13 protein-coding genes and 1 riboswitch are annotated in these 17,414 nt (G+C 47.0%); of the genes, 8 read left to right on the forward strand and 5 right to left on the reverse strand.

Annotated features, from left to right (window positions below):
• Positions 1 to 101: 101 nt before the first annotated feature.
• The 7 genes from MKY28_RS24805 to MKY28_RS24835 all read left to right on the forward strand — a co-directional run bounded on the left by MKY28_RS24805 (position 102) and on the right by MKY28_RS24835 (position 8,662).
• Positions 102 to 638, forward strand: coding sequence for a sigma-70 family RNA polymerase sigma factor (locus MKY28_RS24805; RefSeq protein ID WP_340937299.1), 537 nt, complete (start codon positions 102 to 104; stop codon positions 636 to 638).
• A complete protein-coding gene (locus tag MKY28_RS24810; RefSeq protein ID WP_340937300.1) occupies positions 622 to 1,746 on the forward strand; it encodes a DUF4179 domain-containing protein in 1,125 nt (374 codons plus the stop codon). Before MKY28_RS24805 ends, MKY28_RS24810 begins: the two co-directional genes overlap by 17 nt.
• 33 nt (positions 1,747 to 1,779) lie before the next feature.
• Positions 1,780 to 2,361 (forward strand): VanZ family protein, encoded by a 582-nt coding sequence (locus MKY28_RS24815; RefSeq protein ID WP_340937301.1) that lies wholly within the window; start codon positions 1,780 to 1,782, stop codon positions 2,359 to 2,361.
• A 200-nt stretch (positions 2,362 to 2,561) separates the two neighbouring features.
• Positions 2,562 to 3,194, forward strand: a complete 633-nt coding sequence (gene udk, locus MKY28_RS24820) for a uridine kinase (protein WP_036616377.1) — start codon at positions 2,562 to 2,564, stop codon at positions 3,192 to 3,194.
• 109 nt (positions 3,195 to 3,303) lie between these two features.
• A complete protein-coding gene (csaA, locus tag MKY28_RS24825) occupies positions 3,304 to 3,633 on the forward strand; it encodes a chaperone CsaA (protein WP_062837691.1) in 330 nt (109 codons plus the stop codon).
• A 345-nt stretch (positions 3,634 to 3,978) separates the two neighbouring features.
• Complete coding sequence (locus MKY28_RS24830; protein WP_340937302.1) at positions 3,979 to 5,265, forward strand: S-layer homology domain-containing protein; 1,287 nt, start codon at positions 3,979 to 3,981, stop codon at positions 5,263 to 5,265.
• A gap of 382 nt (positions 5,266 to 5,647) precedes the next feature.
• Entirely contained in the window at positions 5,648 to 8,662 is a 3,015-nt protein-coding gene (locus MKY28_RS24835) for a DUF5704 domain-containing protein (RefSeq protein ID WP_340937304.1), read from the forward strand.
• Between the two features lie 717 nt (positions 8,663 to 9,379).
• Positions 9,380 to 9,572, reverse strand: a riboswitch (cobalamin riboswitch).
• Positions 9,573 to 9,649: 77 nt separating this feature from the next.
• On the opposite strand, the gene MKY28_RS24840 is transcribed toward MKY28_RS24835, so the two are convergent.
• Positions 9,650 to 10,477, reverse strand: coding sequence for an AraC family transcriptional regulator (locus MKY28_RS24840; RefSeq protein ID WP_340937306.1), 828 nt, complete (start codon positions 10,475 to 10,477; stop codon positions 9,650 to 9,652).
• A 202-nt stretch (positions 10,478 to 10,679) separates the two neighbouring features.
• Here MKY28_RS24840 and MKY28_RS24845 point away from each other — a divergent pair, with 202 nt between their 5' ends.
• Complete coding sequence (locus tag MKY28_RS24845; RefSeq protein ID WP_036616368.1) at positions 10,680 to 11,981, forward strand: alpha-glucosidase/alpha-galactosidase; 1,302 nt, start codon at positions 10,680 to 10,682, stop codon at positions 11,979 to 11,981.
• 117 nt (positions 11,982 to 12,098) lie between these two features.
• Here the strand turns inward: MKY28_RS24845 and MKY28_RS24850 are convergent, their stop codons facing one another.
• From MKY28_RS24850 to kdpC, 4 genes are all read right to left on the reverse strand, one after another.
• Complete coding sequence (locus MKY28_RS24850; RefSeq protein ID WP_076254201.1) at positions 12,099 to 12,800, reverse strand: response regulator; 702 nt, start codon at positions 12,798 to 12,800, stop codon at positions 12,099 to 12,101.
• A 1-nt stretch (position 12,801) separates the two neighbouring features.
• Positions 12,802 to 14,394: an ATP-binding protein gene (locus MKY28_RS24855; protein ID WP_340937307.1), complete on the reverse strand. Its 1,593-nt coding sequence runs from the start codon at positions 14,392 to 14,394 to the stop codon at positions 12,802 to 12,804.
• Positions 14,395 to 14,401: 7 nt separating this feature from the next.
• Positions 14,402 to 16,741 carry a histidine kinase gene (locus tag MKY28_RS24860; protein WP_340937308.1) on the reverse strand — a complete coding sequence of 780 codons (2,340 nt, stop codon included), beginning with the start codon at positions 16,739 to 16,741 and terminating at the stop codon, positions 14,402 to 14,404.
• A gap of 90 nt (positions 16,742 to 16,831) precedes the next feature.
• Positions 16,832 to 17,392 carry a potassium-transporting ATPase subunit KdpC gene (kdpC, locus tag MKY28_RS24865; protein ID WP_340937309.1) on the reverse strand — a complete coding sequence of 187 codons (561 nt, stop codon included), beginning with the start codon at positions 17,390 to 17,392 and terminating at the stop codon, positions 16,832 to 16,834.
• Positions 17,393 to 17,414: the final 22 nt, after the last annotated feature.

The following is a 17,414-nucleotide window of genomic DNA, read 5'->3' on the forward strand; positions in this document are numbered from 1 at the left end:
AAAAAGTAAATGTGACCATATGCCCTACTCGCCAGTCTAATTCATATAAAAACCAGCCAAGTGCTGGCTTCATCCCTCCAATACGAAAGGAGCTGTTATCCATGGGTTCAACCGATCTCGTTAACCAGGCCATCCAAGGAGATCGTGAAGCCTTTATCCGGCTTATTCGAGACATTGAAAACTCTTTGTACAATACGGCAAAATCCATGCTGCGAAAAGAGGAGGACGTGGCCGATGCCATTCAGGAGACAATCCTGAACGCATACAAATCGGTGCATACACTCCGGAAACCCCGGTATTTCAAAACCTGGCTGTTTCGCATCCTCATCAATGAATGTAACACGATGCTGTCCCGCCGCTCTCTCTCCACCGCTTATGCGGAAGTACCTTCAGAAAAGCGGGAGCATTCCAGTCCCTACGATGAGGTCGATATGCGAGAAGCGGTAGACCATCTGGAGGAATCGAAACGAATTGTTGTCGTTTTGCATTATTTTGAAGACCTGTCCCTCCGTCAAGTCGCCGATGCCCTGAATATTTCCGAAAGTGCAGTGAAAATGAGACTTACTCGGGCAAGGCAGGAGTTATATCAGAAATTCAAAAATTTTCGGGAGGTAAACTTACATGTCAAACCCGTTTAATATCGATCAGGAATTAAAGAACAAAGCGAAGGAGCGTCCTCTGATGTCTGAACTCGTTCGTAACCGGATTGATGCCACACTGGAATCTCTGCCGACGTCACCAAACACATTGAAAACGGAACAGACTTTGCGCTCCAGTCGCCGGAACAAGCGATGGCACAAGGCTGCAGCTGCGACGATCGCAGCCGGAGTGTTGGGCGTTACCGTATTTGCATCCGGCTTTGTATCACCGGCCATGGCTGCCTCCTTGCGCAATATTCCACTCGTGGGCAGCCTCTTCAGCTCGATAGAAGCTGATATGGGTCTGCGAACGGCGGGCAACGAAGGCTTGACTACCCCTGTTAACAGCAAGGTTGCTTACCAGGATGTGAAGCTCGAAGTGCTTGAAGCGGTATATGATGGTACACGTGCTGCGTTTCTGGTTCATTTCACTGCGCCTAATCTGAATCAAGGCGAATATGACAATGGCAAGGAAATCGTGAAACTGAGCAGCGGAATTGAGAATGTCTTTTTAAAAGTGGACGGGACCCGTCCGAATAGCGGACTGTTCTATAGTTCGGTAGGAGAAACGCAGCCAGATACACTGCTCTTTGAGCAGGTCATTTCCTCCGATCAGGGAACAGCACATTGGCCGGATCAGTTTGACGCCAAAGTTCAATTGACATTGCAGGGTATTGATCATGAGTTCGAGCTGACGGTTCCATTTACCAAATCAACAGATAACATTCATCGGGTTCTGCCTAACACAGCCATGACCAACGATCTGTATACGGCCGCTGTTACGGAAGCTGAGGTTACCCCTGTCACCACTCGCATAACTACTGTTATCAGTTTGAATGATAAGAATGCTCTTACGGCAAAAGAGCAGGTACAGCTGAGTCACATCGGATTTGCCGTCTATGATGATCAAGGGCGGCAACTAACCTCACTTAGCGGCGAGGGCATCTATGAGGGAAACCAAATAACATCCGAGCGCATGTATGCTACGACTTCCAAAGATGTGAAATACCTGATAGTGAAACCTTTTGAGATCAAGGATGATTTCGCTGAAGAGGTTAAAGATAATCAATTCATCAAGGGAATGGAAATGAAGATTCAGCTTCAATAGCCTGATCTCATTTCCTTGTGAAGGAGCCATTCCATGTCCATCCAATATTCAATCTCATCTCTCATCGTACTTGGTCCGTTATTCGTTCTGGTCCTGCTCGCCCTGATGCTCCATGCCAGGGTGAGTAAAACCAGGTACACGGTCAGACAGTATGTGTCGATGCTCGCATTTGCCATATATATGTTGGGCGTTATGCATTTTGTATTTTTCCCTATCAACGTGAACATCGGAATCTATGCCAATCAAACGCCATGGTATCAAAGCATTCAATGGATTCCGCTCCTGACAGCGGATGCACCAAGCTTTCTCCTAAACATTGTGCTGTTTATGCCACTGGGGTTCATGCTTCCTTTCATAAAGCCTTGGATTCATTCGATGCGTACAGCAGCATCAGCAGGATTAGCCCTAAGTTTCCTCATTGAAATTACACAGCTCCTGCTCCGGATAACCTTGGGCAACGGTCGCAGCACCGATCTGAACGATATAATAGCCAATACAACAGGAAGTGTACTTGGTTTTATCATCCTGAATCTGTTCACCAAAAGTTCCATCGGCCAGCGACTAATGGCACTATGGGAGTCACCACAGGGAGTATCATCCAAAAATATGCAGTAAAATGAATATGAGCATGCATAACGCCCCTTGAAGGCAAAACATGGTCCATACACCAAGATGAAAAAAGTCGAGTGCTATGGTACAATGAAGGAATTGTGTATTAGAGACAGACATGTGGATAAAGGCCATGAACGAAGGATTTCTGATGCGCTTTTATCCATTCATCATGCTGCCATTTTAGGGAGGCTTATGGAACAACCATGCTCATTATTGGTATCGCCGGAGGAACCGGCTCCGGTAAAACGACGGTAGCTCGCTCCGTCATAGACCGTCTGGGATCAGCTAAAGTTACGTTTATCTCCCAAGACAATTATTACAAAGACCAGTCGCAGCTCACACCTGAGCAACGCCGACTCACCAATTACGATCACCCGTTTGCATTCGATAATGATCTGTTGATTGAGCATCTCACCTTGTTGAAAAAAGGCCAAGCGGCGTATGCTCCCGTATATGACTTCACCATAGATAACCGTGCTGCCAATGAGACGGTTGAACTGGCACCGAACCATATTGTCATTGTAGAAGGATTACATGTGCTGATTGATGAACATCTTCGCAGTCTGATGGACATCAAAGTATTTGTTGATACTGATTCCGATGTGCGGATTCTGCGGAGAGTACTGCGGGACATTGAAGAACGCGGACGCACGATCCAATCCGTGTACAAACAATATCTCGAAACGGTAAAACCAATGCATGATGCTTTTATCGAGCCATCCAAAAAGTATGCTGATATCATTATTCCAGAAGGCGGACATAATGAAGTAGGTATTCAGATGTTATCCATCCTCACTGAGAAATATCTCACCGGGGAAAATTGGAACGGCGCTTAATTTGCTGCAAAGCAACACAACAGAAATCCAGGTTACGATACAGCGTAATCTGGATTTTTTGTTGATTTTTCATTTATAATAGTTCCCATAATTGAAAGGAGATCCCGCTATGGCTACTTTTGAAGAGTTCATGCAGCATGACATCCGGGTTGGTACCGTGGTGGAAGCCGAACCCTTCCCCAAGGCTCGCATACCCGCTATTAAAATGACGATCGACTTCGGACCACTTGGCCTGAAACGTTCCAGTGCTCAGATCACCCAGCGATACACGCCTGACATGATCATTGGCAAACAGGTTGTTGCTGTAGTTAATTTTCCACCCCGGCGGATTGCCGGTTTTGTCTCTGAAGTACTTGTGCTAGGCGGCGTGCCTGGTGAAGGCGATGTTGTCTTGCTCACACCGGATAGTCCATTACCTAATGGAACACCGATAGCATGACTCTATTTTGAGCAAGAATAATATGGGCTTTTCAAATGTTTGGAAATCGAGTATCCTTGATGTATTGATTATTGAATTGACTATTGATGGAACTACATATGTTGGAGACCTTAAAGCATAAGGCTATGAATCTGCGGATTCGTGGCCTTTTTTTGTGTTTTTCAAGGAGATATAGGTCTGGAGAATTAGTAAGAGTTATGTGGAGAGGAGGAAATATATTGATAAATCATACCAACAGCCTAGTTATACATGGTAGAATATTGATTATTATTACAAATTTAGTATCTAGTAGCCTGAAAAGTACATATCAAGGAGAGAAGTTCACAATTGAGAGGAGTAAAATTCATGAAAAAAATGATGATTTCCGGCGTAACGGCATTAGCTTTATTAACAGGGGGTATCGTAGGTTTCGGAGGCGTTGGGAGTTCTGTAGAAGCCGCACAAGCTACAATTACATTCAAGGACGTTCCTTCTACACACTGGGCATCTTCAGCAATTAATTCGGCCGTGGAACAAGGTTATTTCAAGGGGTATGCCGACGGGACATTTAAACCAAGTTCACCTGTCACCAAAGCTGAAATGGCAAGTATCCTGGGACGTTTATCCGACCAGCCTAATGCATCAACACAAGAACAAAACAATTTTACGGACATACCCGAGTGGGCAAAAAGCGGTGTCTCTACTGCTATAGCAAAAGGTTTTATCAACCCTTCTAATTACAAGGGAAAATTGGATGCACAAGGCGCTCTTCAACGAGGAGAAATGGCTACGTGGCTGACGCAAGGGCTAACCGTGGTTGATCCTGAGTACAAACAAGCACTCTCTGATGTGACCAACACCGTTGTGCCTGCAAAGGAATATTTCACAGGTAAACTCGCCAGCGCTCAAAAAAATGCAGTAGCCGTTGCCCTGGGAACAGGACTTATGAGTGTGGCAAACGATAAAACATTTGGCGTTGATCGTACTACAACACGAGCGGAAGTAGCCGTATTGATCGCCCGTTATGCAGCAGTTGCCAAGACAAAACCTGCCGATTTTCAGGGTCTGAATGAGCTGCGGGCGGTGGGCTTGACGGGGACGAATTTGAATATTGTTGCAAAGTCTTTCAAACAAACACCTGAAAGAAAAATTATTCTATCAGGCAATCAGAAATACGATGATGTTGTGAACGATGACTTTTCAAAAGTTAGAAACAAAGAGATTGTTACCGATACAAATTATGCAGATCTTAAAATTTTGAATTGGATTATTGTAGATACTAATGTCGCTAGCAATAACCGTAGCATTTATTATCCCGTTTTTGTAGATGAAGGAGTAAAGCTCCAAAACGATAGATATTTTTCTTTCGTTGAGTTTGATTTAAATATTAAATCGGCCTCCATGAACCAACCACAAGCCGGAAGTCTCCTTAATTCAGCTACCTTTAATCCTTTAGCTTCCCCTCAGTCAAAATCATTTTTGTCATATGAAGCTCCAAAAACAGGAGATTATACCTTGAACAGAGGAGTATTTGGGGTTAAAAACCCTATATATTGGGCACAAGGAATGTTACATTTTAATCAATCTGTGACGAGGGCTGTGACCTTAGAAACCAAAGAGGGGGCAATCTTTAGTGTCATCGATACAAAATAAAATAAAAGATTTGAGGTTGAAGCCAGCTATCAGTAAATTACTGATAGCCTTTCTAACCATCTGCGCTGTATTAACACCTTATTCATTTGTGCACGCCGGTGGCGGACCTGGTACTAAACCTGCAATAAAACCGCAATATATGGTACCTGAAACACCAGCTAAATCTCAACTAAAAGTTATACCTGTTGAAGGACAAAAAATGACCAATATTGGTATTTATATTTATCAAATTGATGATTTAAGGTGGAGCGTTGATGGCGGATGTAGTGGGCCTAATGATAATATTTTGCTAGCTAACGATCCATCAACAAATCGTCCGGTTTCTTCGACAGTTTGTGTTGATCTTGATCTTGATAAAGAATTGTACAAACCTGCAGTATATATGGATAAGAACAGCGACCCTTATCCACGATCAGAATTAACCGAGGTATCCCTAACACCTCATTATATGGATGACAACCAATATTACAATGCAGATTTAAATATGCCTAAACTTGTTTCTGTTGACTCCTTCAATGGTAGAAGAACAATGTTCACCATGAAAATAGGCGGCGTTATCAATGCAACAGCCGCTAGAGAATATAACCCACCTAAATGGTCAGCAGATTACATCTTCAATACAGATCTTTACTGGAAAGGTCTTGTTGAAATAACAAAAGAGATCAATCTTACCGCTGGCGGGCAACTTAGCTTGAACCAGTCCAAACAATTGAATGCAACGGTCAAAACGAAAAATGGAGATGGAAATTTTGGAGCAGAGACCAATGTAAACACTGGAAGCGGTGGTACAACTACATGGGAATCATCCAATCCTGGTGTCGCTACCGTTAGTAACTCCGGAGTAGTCCAAGCCGTCAGCAGAGGAACAACAACCATCACCGTACTGTGGAAGAAAGATGGATTTCAGTTAACTACCACTACAAACATTGGTGTTGAAGAGAACCCAGGTACTGGCGAGGGCGACGGTAACGGGGGCGGTGGTGGTGGTTGCACGCCAACGATTGGACCACCTTCTGCTGGAACCATCATGAGCATGAATGATCTCGATCCAAATGCCAACGGTGTTATTAAGTCAGATAACAGAGATAATGAGACATTCAATGTGTTAAGAGGAATCCCTACTTCCGAGTCACTCTACACAAATGCCTTTGCTGACAATTATCTGTTTAAACAAGCTTGGGCGAAAATGAGCGGTAAAGTTACATACAACTGTAATGTCACAATCTCGTACGACAGAGAGTGGACAGTACCTGGACCAGAGGAATGTGATGATGATGGTTGTACACCAGGGCCACCTGTACCCGCGAACGACACGGTACCCAAGCCATACAACTTCCAGATCACAAGAGACTACTCCTACTGGAAAATTAACAATCTGGAAGTATACAAGATCGCTAAAGCAACCATGAATAATTACGCTTTGCCCGGTGAGACCGTTACGATGAATCCAACAGGATACACACCACCAACACTAGAGTCTAAAAATGATGAATCCGTAGAAAGCCATGTACGACCAGGGCAAACCACTTCAATCTCATATACTCCACCCAAATTAACAGGTGGTTTGAACCAACCTCCCAGTGTGCCAGTTGATACATCACGGTTAAAAGGGATGGCTGAGTCCAACACACCTCAAAGTAAAGTGAATAATGATCTAGTAAAATTCAATAGCACAACCATTATGAATGATGTGGAAGCAACCAAAGATGGACCAACGCCATCCAATATTCCTAATCCAACAACGATTGGGCGTGATGTGCTGTACAAACCGGGTAATATGATCAGCAATTCCCTGCTTAATAAAGCAAACACCACAAGCTCTGGTGAGATCTATTATGATTTGCTACCGGGTAACGTGAATGGCGGCACCAATAAAATATTACCGATTAACGGCATCAACACGGTCACGGTACACACCCCTGTCGTCAACTACGCCTGGGTATCGGATGATCAGCCGCATAATCAGAAAACCGTACCGGACCCAACCAGCGCTGCACTCATTCTGGAACGTCCGTTCATTGTGCGAATTCCCACATCGGGACAGCACTTGGACGCAGCGAGTTATCCCGGTTATGGAAATCGGGACTATGCCAAATATTTTCGGATCAAACAGGTGCAATTCCCGTTTGATGTCTATAACGCTGACCGGAGTCAGTTTATCCCTGCCAAGACATGGGTGGATATTCCGGTCAATCAACTGGACACCACATTCTATCTCCCTGTATGGGTAGACGAAGGCAAATACCATATTGTATTCCGCAATATTGCAGAGAATGCACCTGCAAACTTTACCGAGCAACAGGATGCCAATACCAATCTGGCACATCATGTTGCAGCAGACACCGTGCCGGTAGATGTTATCGGAAGGTTATATGATTTTCACGTCACTGATATCTCTGATTACAACTGGGAAAGTGTATTTCGCAAGCGGTTGGGTAGTCCCGAACCAACGGGCTATAGCTACTGGACCGGGATGAATAGCATTGATGGTGATCCGCGAGGTAACCTGGCTCCATTTGTATTGCCCATTCGACCGGGAAGCCACCCGGTACAGGGATTTGCTAACGCAACTGTGAAGACAGGGTACCATTTCAAGTTTGATCTGAAGACCAAGGGCAATATGTTTGGCAAACAGGATGGTATTCGAATTACACCCACTTTTGCTTTTGTGAGTAAAGACGGGTCCTCCCATCAAGAAGTGGATCTGTACTACCATCGCGGTCAGGAACGCCTGATCCGTATCGGATCGGTGCAGGATCTGGAGAAACGCTTTGTTGTCCTGAACTCACGTCTTCGAAATGTGCCCGGCACAGAGTTAGGCGATACAGCGCGTTACCAGTACACTTATGAACTGTCAGCTGAAGAACGTAATCAGCGTACGTTGGCAGAATATATGGTTCGCCTAGTCGATCAGACATCTCATCAAAAAACATGGGTAGGTCGTTATGACTGGATGATCCTGTCTGCTCCAATTCGGACACTCATTGGACCCAAAACGGACATTCCTTCCGGGGTCAACGTGGACCGGGCCAATGCAGCAATACAGCGTTGGTACGGGGAGTACAGCTTGCCAGCCGATGTATATGCTGTACCAAAAGGGACGGATCTCGAACCCCTCGCCCGACAAAATCAGCTGGATGAGAAATCGAATGTTTTTCTAAAGAATGGTTATATCGTAGTCAACTTCAACATGGAGAGCCTGCGGAATGGAAATACAGAGGCGCCCCATCTGCAATACATTCATGCACCACTGATGAATCAATGGCAGATGGAAGGTTTCAACAAAAAGCCAACAGACAGTCAAGGTAGAACCTGGCCGCTGAAGGATGGCGACATTGTCTTTTACCATGCTGATCAGTCTAGCCGGAATGACTTCCAATCCCAAGTACCGCACTAGTTTGAATCTCTCATATCAGCACGACTGGCTAAGCATATGTAGCCAACTACATGTGGACAGAAGAGTCTATATGCGGAGTACCTCTCCAAAAGAAGACTGAATATCTGTATACCGATAATCACCCAATGAAGCAATCAATAAATATATGATGAAATAGCCATGAAGTGCCCGACTGAGTGCTATACAGCCTGCGCAAAACTATGGTGTGCTTAATGACATAGGTGTACTGAACCACATACGATAAAGCATTCATTAGTGATTCCAGTGTCACATCCCAACTACACACAACATGCCTGTTATACAACAAAAGGGTTATCCTGAAAGTCATCTATGGACTTCTGGGGTAACCCTTCTTGCATCATTCTCTTTTTATAACCTTACTTAGACTATAAAGAAAACCCGCACATTAGTATTATCCTGACAGACTTTCTCCAGGAGACAGGTAGGTTAGCAGGAACGTCAGGAACGTGATGCCGAACAATACGACTACCAGTTGTAATAATCTTTTAACGATATCTGCTCAAATGCTCTAACGTCCTTCCCCACAACTTTTTGTATGTGCTATGATGTTCTTCGTCCACAACTCCGCTGAAATCTTATAAATTCTATCAAAAAAAGCGTCCTTCTCCGTGTTAGTGAATGAGAACGCCTTAAATAAACAGATTTTCAGAAAAAATCATGCTCTCTAAACAACTTCCTATCTCCCGTAGGGTACTACTGTGTTTCTTAAACCTGGCAGGTCTCCTGGCTCCGGAATCATCGTCACTTGCAGCTCCTTCCCGGCTTAAACCAGTGGATTATCGCTACTTGACTCCTCTGTTACAGTGGCGGGACCGCGCCGGTATCACACCAGACTTCCCTATTAAGCTTCCACCTTGACGGGCAAAGCACCAAGTTCCACATATTCAATTAAACTTCTGTATCAGTAACGCGGGACAACATTTAATGATCAAAACTTTTCTTTTAAATTTGAAGCACTAGGTGCGTCTAATCTCGATTTCTCGAACCCTTTGGAGACACACCCTTCACTCGCTTAAACATCTTGGAAAACAGTAATGGGTCTGTATAGCCGACAGAATGGGCCACTTCGCTGACCGACAGCCCTGGATTCTGAAGAAGTTCGGCAGCCCGATTCATACGGTACTCCAGAAAAAAGGACTGTAGCGACATGCTATATCGCTCTTTAAACAATCCCGACAGATACGTGCGATCCAGTCCTACAGCTTGGGCAATATTCAGAATGGAGGTTCGCTGGCTGTACCTGTTCTCCATAAACTGTACCGCCTGCCGGATATACGTCTCTTTGTTCGAAAGGAGCTGCCCTATTTCTTCCTCTACAGGAGAAGAAGAGATTAATTCTGCCATCAAGCGGTACAAGAGACTCTGATTCATCACATCGCCTCCCGGACGCGTAGAAGCCTGGACCATCTCCGTATACAACTTTTCCATCGTATTTGTATCATGGGCATTATATATCGGGTGCTCCGGGCTCAATTGGGCACGTTGCATGAATGCTTTGGCTTGTATGCCTTTAAAACCAAACCACGAATACGTCCAGGGCTCCTTCGGATCCGCCTCATAATGAATAAGTGTGTCCGGGAGAATGACAAAACCCTGTCCCTCGCTAAGCTTGTATTCCTGATCTCCCATGTACACGGTGCCCCGTCCTTCATGGATGTAGTGCACAATGTAAGAATCACGTACACCCGGTCCCCAATAATGCGCAGGGTCACATGCCTCCCACCCAAAAAACAACAACAGCAACTCCATCTGTGTCCAGCCTGCGGGAACCACATTCATCTCAATGCGACTCATTTTTCTCCCTCCATCCTGACTTCGTTCCGCTTACCTCTTCATTTCGTCTATTTATATTATAACAGCTAAAGTGCTTCCATATTAGTTGAAAGCGGGAACAAAAATGGGATTATGCCATGTTTGAAAGGGGTTGAGCCATAGTTATATGTGCCGAATCGGCCTATAGTTGGGGTACAACATTTTTCAGGGAGGCTGAACTTAAATGAATAAAATTACATTTCTCGGTGCGGGAAGCACCGTCTTTGTCAAAAATGTATTGGGTGATGTCATGATGACCGAAGCACTGCAAGATTTTGAATTGGCATTGTTCGATATCGATGCTGAACGTTTGAGCGATTCAGAGCGTTTGCTGACCAGTCTGGCCCGTTCACTCGGAAGTCGTTGCGTTGTGAACGTATATCATGACCGCAAAGAAGCGCTACGCGGGGCCAAATATGTCATCAACGCCATCCAGGTGGGTGGATATGATCCATGTACCATTACGGACTTCGAGATTCCTAAGAAATACGGACTGCGTCAAACGATTGCAGATACACTCGGTATCGGCGGAATTTTCCGTAATCTGCGTACGATTCCGGTCATGCTGGATTTTGCCCGAGATATGCAGGAAGTATGTCCAGATGCGTGGTTCCTGAACTACACCAACCCGATGGCCGTGCTTACCAACGTCATGAATGTACATGGTGGGATCAAAACTGTAGGATTGTGTCATAGTGTGCAGGTATGTGTACCACATCTGTTTGATGCACTGGGGATCGATCAGACAGGTGTTGTGGCTAAGATTGCAGGGATCAACCACATGGCGTGGCTGCTCGAAGTTACAAAAGACGGGCAGGATCTGTACCCCGAGATTAAACGTCTGGCGAAGGAAAAACAGAAAGAACAGCATGACGACATGGTTCGTTTTGAGCTGATGCAGCGTTTTGGCTATTATGTAACGGAATCCTCTGAACATAATGCCGAGTACCACCCTTACTTCATCAAGCGGAATTACCCGGAGTTGATTGAACGCTTCAACATTCCATTGGATGAGTATCCACGCCGCTGTGTGAACCAGATTGAAGGCTGGAAAGAAATGCGTACCAAGCTGTTTGCCAGCGAAAATATTGAACATACCCGCAGCCGTGAATACGCATCGCATATTATCGAAGCGATGGAGACGAATAACCCGTACAAAATTGGCGGAAACGTTATGAACAACGGACTGATCACCAACCTGCCTCGCGAGGCTTGTGTTGAGGTACCTTGTTTGGTGGATGGATCAGGAATCAGCCCTACGTACATTGGGGATCTGCCTCCACAACTCGCGGCATTGAACCGGACAAACATCAACACGCAACTGCTAACAATTGAAGCGGCAATCACTGGCAAAAAAGAACATATCTATCACGCCGCCATGCTTGATCCACATACAGCTGCGGAGCTGTCTATCGATGACATCGTAGCGATGTGTGATGAGTTGATTGAGGCTCACGGCGACTGGTTGCCAAAATACACGTCATAATACAAAAGCACCGTTTCCTTTGCAGCTAAAGGGGACGGTGTATTGTTCGTTCTATAGCGCTCACCCGCTGAAGCGTACATCACATCATTTATAAGAAACGCCCCGCTCCATTAAACCTTATTCTGCAGGAAGCAAAAAGCGATAACCAATGCCAGGCTCCGTTTGAATATATCGGGGATTCGTCGGATCTTCCTTTAATTTTTTACGCAGATGTCCCACATATACCCGGAGGTAATGACTGTCAGACTCATGATGATGCCCTCCCCATACTTGCTGCAAAAGCTGACGCTGAGTGATGATTTTCCCCGCATTCGAGGCGAGCACCTTCAGCATCTCATATTCCGTCGGGGTTAATTTGACCAAAGTCCCCTCCAGTTCGACCTGCCTTTGGGCCAGGTCAACCGTTAGTGATCCGAAGCGCAGTATTGGCTCATCCGTCGTTTTGGCTACATGACGCAGCGCCACCCGAATACGGGCGACCAACTCACCCATCCCGAATGGTTTAGTTACATAATCATCTGCACCACCATCCAGAGCGGCAATTTTGTCTCCCTCCTGATCCTTCGCTGTCAGCACAATAATCGGTACCTGTGACCATTCGCGAATCCGGCGAAGTACCTCCATGCCAGACATGCCCGGCAAACCAAGATCAAGGATGATCAGATCCGGATGTACAATACTGGCCTGAATAACGCCCTCTTCGCCATCCCCACACTCGTGGAGTTCGAATTGGTGTGCCTGAAGGGTGACCTTGAGCAATTTGCGAATCTGCGGCTCATCATCGATCACCAGTATGCGAGCCCCTAGTGGTGCGTTCATGTTATTCTTCAACCTCTCCTTGTTCTGAATAGGGAAACCGTGATCCGTGAGCCTCCATGGGGATATCTATGCGCATTCTCGTTCCCCCGCCCGGATTCGGCTCTGCCACAATGGTACCTCCGTGGACTTCCACAATACCTTTGCAGATCGCCAGACCAAGCCCCGTCCCTGTGACATGCTGAGTCGACTCTGAGCGATAGAACTTATCAAATATACGTATTCTTTCTGCTTCCGGTATACCGATGCCTTGATCAGCAACCATGATCGTCAATTGATTCGGACTTCTGTCACTCGCCACAATGATGACAATCTGGGTCTCGTCGGGCGAATATTTGATGGCGTTGCTGACGATATTGACCAGCACCTGCTCCAGCAATACTTCATCTCCATAAATGAACACCGGATCATCAGGAAGTTCAACTTGAATGTTACGATGCGGACTGAATTCCCGAACTTGTGTCAGTAGAACGCTGATTATATCTTCCACGTCACACCATTTCCGGTTCAGTTGCAACATGCCGCTCTCCAGCCGAACCATACCTAACAGATTTGTGACGAGACGATTCATACGCAAGGCTCCATCCCGAATGTTGCCTGTTAATTCTCTCCGATCCTCGGGTGTAAAAAGCGTATCATTCTCCAACAATCCTGTAGCCGAGCCGATAATGGCGGTTAGGGGTGTACGCAATTCATGAGAGACAGAATCCAGCAGCGCTGTGCGTATGCGCTCTGATTCAGCAGTAATCTGCGCCAATCTGGCCTCTTCCGCCAGCTTCACTCGGGCAATAGCACCTGCGGCCAGTCCTCCGCATGCCTCCAACAGACGAAGCTCTTCTTGCTGCTCATGAATCTCGCCAGCGTCCATGCTTACGGCGAGCACGCCATGAATCTGCTCCTCTGTGCGTAGCGGCACATATAGCCCGAGAGATTCCCGCAATGTGGATGATCCTTTACCAGCGATCTGTCCGTGATTATACACCCATTTGGCAATGGCAATCTCCGACTCTCCATCTCCCCAGCCATCCTTTTCGCCTTCTGATGCGGGTGCAGAAGAGCTTGTAACCAGCAGATCACCCTGCCCATTCGGAAGATACACAGCTACTGGCTTACCCATGGTAAGCGATACTTGGGTTGCAATGTTAACCAGTAATGTATTCAGATCCGTAATAGCTGTCATCTGACGACTCAATGCGTATAGGGAGTTAGTCGTGGCCTCGCGTGCTTTTACCATCTCCAACTGTTGTCGCAATCGACCTGCAAGACTGGCTGTCAGGATCGCCACCGCAAGATATACAACAAAGGAGATGAGATATCTCAAATCCTCAACCGTAAAGCTCAAATATGGCGGGACAAAAAAGAAGTCAAACATAATGACGCTAAAACTCGCGGCATATACAGCTGGCCCCATTCCCCAATACACGGCACTCACCAGGACGGGAAACAGATATATAAGCGCTACATTAACCAAATCACCACTCATGCCGATGGCATGAAGCAGTAAAGTTAGCAGCGTCACCCCGAGGGTCACCCATACATATGCCGGAACCCGTTTCCCGTGGGCTGCCTGCGTTTCTTTTTTTATTTGTTCAGACAATATCCATTCACATCCCGCTCAGTTCATAATCATAATCTGCAACGATTAATACATCCAGATGCCGCGACAAGCGTACAAGTCGGTTGACCACCGACCCTGAGCCGCGATAGCCATTCAGCCACCACACCCGTCTTGCCTGCCCGACCACCAGCTGGGTTGCTCTTGCCTTCGATGCCTTTCTTGCCAAAATCTCAGGTACATCGCGCAGTCTTGGACTGTGATGAATATGAAATTGACCACCAAGCCGAATTGTCAGCTGCTCCAACGCTTCCAGATGGCACTTCACTTCGTCACTCATGGACTCACCGATGTGGATATGATGTACATGCCAGATGGCTTTTAGACGATAAGCCATGCGGAATCCGCGCCGGATCAGCCGCTCGGCATGACGATCACTGCTTACACATACAAAGACCGCTTCCTGTCTGCGCCAAGGTCCTCGAAGTGCAATTTTGGCCTGCTGTGTTTCAAGCCGTTCATCGACATCGTCCGCCAGTTCGCGCAGGGCAAGTTCTCGCAAGGCAATCAGATTGCCAATTTTGAAAAAATTCGCAAGGGCTTGCTCGACCTTGGCAGTTGCATAGATTTTACCCTCCCTCATGCGCTGCCGCAAGGCTTGGGGTGCGACATCAATCAGCTGCACCTCATCCGCCATCTGAATGATCCGATCGGGTACGGTCTCACGGACACGAACACCGGTAATATGTTCAACGGCATCATTCAGACTTTCGAGATGCTGTACGTTCATTGTGGTAATCACCGAGATGCCTGCATTCAGCAGGAGCAGAACATCTTCATAGCGCTTTTGCCAAACACTCCCTGGTACATTCGTATGCGCCAGTTCATCCACAAGCACCACTTCTGGGCAATGATGCAGAATGGCCTCCGTGTCCATCTCTTCCAGACGAGTCTCCTGATAAACGCGCTTCGCGCGAGGGATCACAGACAGGTGACCCATCTGCTCCACGGTTTCCGCCCGCCCATGTGTCTCCAGCAAACCGATTTGCACATCGATGCCCTTACGGAGCAAATCATTGCCTTCTCGCAGCATCATGTAGGTTTTGCCTACACCTGGTGCGGCTCCGATATATATTTTGAATGTACCGCGCTGAATCTGGCCAATCTGTTCCTTCATTTCCTGCTCGCTTAGTCTGCGGTATGTCAGTGACTCCACATCGTTTACCTTGGCCGGAACCACACGTTCACCCTCCCGGGCCGCTCGATCAGCAACCAGAAACAGATCAACGCCACGTAATCTGCGTAGCAACGAGTTAACAACGGACCCTTGCAACAGTTCCTGCCAGCGTGTACGCCGGGAGTGTCCCATCACAATCCGGGTAATCTGGTGCTCCATGGCGTAACGCGCCAGCGTAGACGGGATGTTACGACGGTGTAATATAGACAGCTCCTCCATATGGCCGCCAAACTTCTCTACCAACTTGATCATATTACGCCGAAATACGATTGCCTCCTTGGTTAATGGCTGCTTCATATTCCGGAAAACAACGGCGCACAAATCACCATTCAGCCGTTTGGCAATCTGTTGCCCACGCCGGATATAGATAGAGCCATTCCAATGATATTGCGTGGACACCAGAATCCGTTCCATGATGCCTGTTGTGACGGTAATTCCCATCTCCTCCCGATGCTCACGCAGGGATTCATTCACCCCTTCTGCAACCAATCTCAGGGCCAGTTCGCGCAGAATACCCAGATTGCCTTGACGAAAAACTACTTCTCCCTCATGCCCCTTCAGATGACCTTCTGCCAGACGGCTCAGTATGGTTTCTGGTGTGACGTCTATCAGCTTCACTTCATCCGCAAGCTCCAATGTATCGGCAGGCACCGTATATTCTGCTGCAATCCCCGTAAGTTGTCGTGCCAGCTCTGTATAGCCTTCCAGCTCATACACATTCACCGTTGTCATGACACTGATGTTGTTTCGGAGCAAAAAATGAATATCCTCCAGCCGGGTAGCATATCGAGCACCTTCTCTGTTGCGATGTGCCAAACCATCCACCAGCACAACCTCCGGATTACGTGCCAATAGTGCATCCAAGTTCAGATCCTTCATCTCTACATCATCACTCTCGCGTAACCAGTGAATGCTTGGAATCCGTTCGAGTGCGCCAAGCTGTTCCACCGTTTCCGGTCTACGCATCGTGGAGACGGCGCATATGACCACATCAATGCCCTGTTGGCGTAACGTGTTCCCTTCCCGCAGCATGTGATACGTCTTGCCCGATCCGCTGACTGGGCCGATGTAGATTTTGAGCGTACCCTGCTGAAGCTTCGTAATCATCTTCAACATCTCTTCCGGTGATTTGCGCTTGAAGCTGTCTTCCATCCGTCCTCTCCCCCTTTCTTGTTTACTATGAAGATAAAAATGGAGAAAGCCCCTCCCGATATATCGTGAGCAGGCTAATATGTTCGTTCGTTACTTCAGTTCTGCTGTCAGCGCCAGATTCAGAGCCGTTACATTCACACGAGGTTCCCCGAATATACCCATCTGACGACCTTCCGTCTGCTCTTTTACAAGTTGCATAAGCTGCTGTTCACTAAGCCCTGTAGCTTCACTAATGCGCGGCATCTGTGCCTCAGCGGCTTCGGGAGAGAGATCCGGGTCAAGTCCAGAGCCTGAACCCGTCACGAGATCAGCAGGGATCTGCTTCAATCCCGGATTTTCCTGCCTAAGCTGAGCAATCTTTTCTTTCATCTCGCCGATATACTCCTCTGAGGCTACAGCGCGATTGGAACCGGCCGAAGCCGTTGGATCATAACCAGCATTTGATGCCCGGGGCTGGAACAGCCCCGGCGATTGGAAATCCTGCGCCAGCAGGGACGAGCCGATGATTTTCTCATTTTGCGTAATCAGACTGCCATTCGCCTGCGCAGGAAAGAGAAGCTGGGCTACACCAGTCGTTACAAGCGGGTAGATTAGGCCGCATATCAGCATAAGCACAACGGATAACCGTACGGCGGGCAAGAACATGTTCATACAGATCACTTCCTGAATTCAT

This window comes from Paenibacillus sp. FSL R5-0473 (genome assembly GCF_038004565.1).
Lineage (GTDB): Bacteria > Bacillota > Bacilli > Paenibacillales > Paenibacillaceae > Paenibacillus > Paenibacillus amylolyticus.